Genomic DNA, 2,264 nt, shown 5'->3' on the forward strand with positions numbered 1-2,264 from the left:
GGGCTCGGGCGAGTCGCCCTGCGCCAGAGACGCGTTCTTGACCGCGGCGAGAGTGTGCGCGGTGTGGACCAGGGGCACTCCCCAGCGATCGCGCGCCAGCCAGCCGACCTGCCCCGAGAGCCAGTAGTGCGAATGAACCAGGTCGTAGTAGCCGGGTTCGTGGCGCGCTTCCTCGCGCAGCACCCCGGCTGCGAACGCGCACAGCTGTGTGGGCAGGTCGTGCTTGTCCAAGCCCTCGAACGGACCCGCGACGATGTTGCGCACCAGCACACCGGGAGCTGCCTCGACGACGGGAGCATCGGTCGACGCCGTCGCGCGGGTGAAGATCTCGACCTCCACACCTCGTTTGGCCAGCTCTTTAGCGCTCTGCAGCACGTAGACGTTCATGCCGCCCGCATCGCCCGTTCCGGGCTGCGCCAGCGGGGAGGTATGCAAGGACAACACAGCGACCCTGTTCAGCTGGCGTCCAGTCACTTCTTCAGTGTGCACGCCTCCACATTACGTCTCGATAACTACCCCTTCTCACGGCTGGCCCTGCCTCACACCGAGACCGTCGACGAACTCGCTCACCTCGGTGAGGAATCGCTGCGGATCGGCTACGAACGGGCCGTGGTCGACGCCCTCCCAGTACGACGCCACCGCCGTGGGAATCAGCTCCGCAGCGTGCCGTCCGGCAGAGACGTCGACGACGGTGTCCTCGGTTCCGTGCAGCACGAACGCCGGGATGTCGAGGCCGCGCAGCAGGTCGTCGTGGCCGACCGCTCGATCGAACAGGGCGGCGCGAACCCGTGGCCTCGTCGACAGTGTCAGCCCGAACAGCGCCTGCGCTTCGGTGCCCTTACCTTCCGTTGGCCCGGTCAGCGCGTGCCCGAAACTCCCGAGCGCCTTGATCGCGACGCGAGGCTCCTCGGCCATCGCCCCGGGGATCGCCGCTCGCATCGCCGTCCCGACGCGGCCGCCTGCCTCTCCCCTGCCGATGCTGGTGATCGCGCCGACGAGCACGATGCCCGCCACCGCGCCCGTGCCGTGTTCGGCGAGGTAGTCGCAGATCACCAGTCCGCCGTACGACCACCCCAGCAGCACCGCGTCGGCGGTGATGTTCTCGGCGGCCAGCACGGCAGCCACGTCTCCCGCCCAGTTCTTCGAGTTTTCGTAACCGGCCGACGGGGCGTCGGAGTAGCCGTGTCCGCGTAGATCCACCGCGAGAACGCGATAGCGCTCCGCCAGGTCGGCCAGCAGTCCCTCGCCCCAGCAGGCCGAGCTCTGCGCCCACCCGTGCAGCAGGATCAGTGGCCGCGCCGCTGGGTCACCGCTCACGCGGTAGACGATGTTGACTCCGTCGATGCCGGTGGCCTGACGAATCGGTCCTGCTGCACGGGTGCTCGTATCGGGCTTGCTCATAGTGGGTGAACCTACGCCGCCGCTCTGCGCATCGAGGCGAGCGGATCGGAGTACAGGGCGCTGAGGGAGACCACGGTCGCGGCATACTCCTGCACCTTGTCACCGAAGCCGGTCACCCGAATGTCCCTGCGCTCCAACGTCGAATGGGCGGCGAAGGCCCGTCCCACGTGCGGAATTCCGGCCGGGTAGGCGGTGAACGCCTGACCTCCGAGTACGACGCGGTCCGGATTGAACATGTCGCGCAGCAGCGCCACCGTCCGACCCAGAATCTGCGCCCGCTCGACGAGCAGCTCCCGCGCCTCCTCCGAGCCACCCCGCGCCGCCTGGTACACCGCCGCGATGCTCGAATGAGGCTGCGGTGCAACAATTTTGCGGTCCACGGCAGCGGCGACCGCCGCTCGATCGCTCACGGACGCCTCGAGGCATCCACGATTCCCGCAGTCGCACAGCGCCGACGATCCGGTGGGTAGGTGCGCGATGGAGCCCGGTCCGCTCGTGGGGGTGTGCACGCGGCCGTCGATGGTCAGCGCCATGCCCGCGGTCTCACGGGCGTAGAAGTACAGCGAGGTTCCGCTGGTGCTCTGCGCCACATCGCTGTCCGACAGCCGCGGTGCAAGGAGCAGCTCCGACGCCGCCATGGCCTCGACGTGGCCGGAGACCGAGATCGGCAGCCCCAGGCCACCGCCGATGATGCCGGCGACTCGGCCGTTCTCCCATCCCAGCCGCGGGTGGTCGACGGTGCCGCTCGCGGTATCGACGCGTCCACCGATCGCCACCCCGACCCACAGCGGGGTGCGGCGATGCCAGCGTCCGGCAAAGGCATTTGCGCTACGGGTGACGGAGGCAAGAGCTGTCTCGGAAGA

At 68.8% G+C, this 2,264-nt stretch carries 3 protein-coding genes; all 3 read right to left on the minus strand.

The window, feature by feature from the left end; translation table 11 throughout:
- A partial coding sequence (locus tag A2J02_RS02050) for a glycosyltransferase (RefSeq protein ID WP_197477903.1) occupies positions 1–489 on the minus strand: 489 nt, incomplete at its 3' end.
- Between the two features lie 33 nt (positions 490–522).
- On the minus strand, positions 523–1,401 hold the full coding sequence (locus A2J02_RS02055) for an alpha/beta fold hydrolase (protein ID WP_068046108.1): 879 nt from the start codon (positions 1,399–1,401) through the stop codon (positions 523–525).
- An 11-nt stretch (positions 1,402–1,412) separates the two neighbouring features.
- Positions 1,413–2,264, minus strand: an 852-nt coding sequence (locus A2J02_RS02060; RefSeq protein WP_068046110.1) for an ROK family protein, incomplete at its 5' end; no start/stop codon positions are given.

Source organism: Rhodococcus sp. EPR-147 (assembly GCF_001647185.1).
Lineage (GTDB): Bacteria > Actinomycetota > Actinomycetes > Mycobacteriales > Mycobacteriaceae > Rhodococcoides.

What these genes read in the sequence shown, in the direction of transcription:
- A2J02_RS02055 (WP_068046108.1), bottom strand. Translation starts at nt 1,401, where the DNA reads ATGAGCAAGCCCGATACGAGCACCCGTGCAGCAGGACCGATTCGTCAG.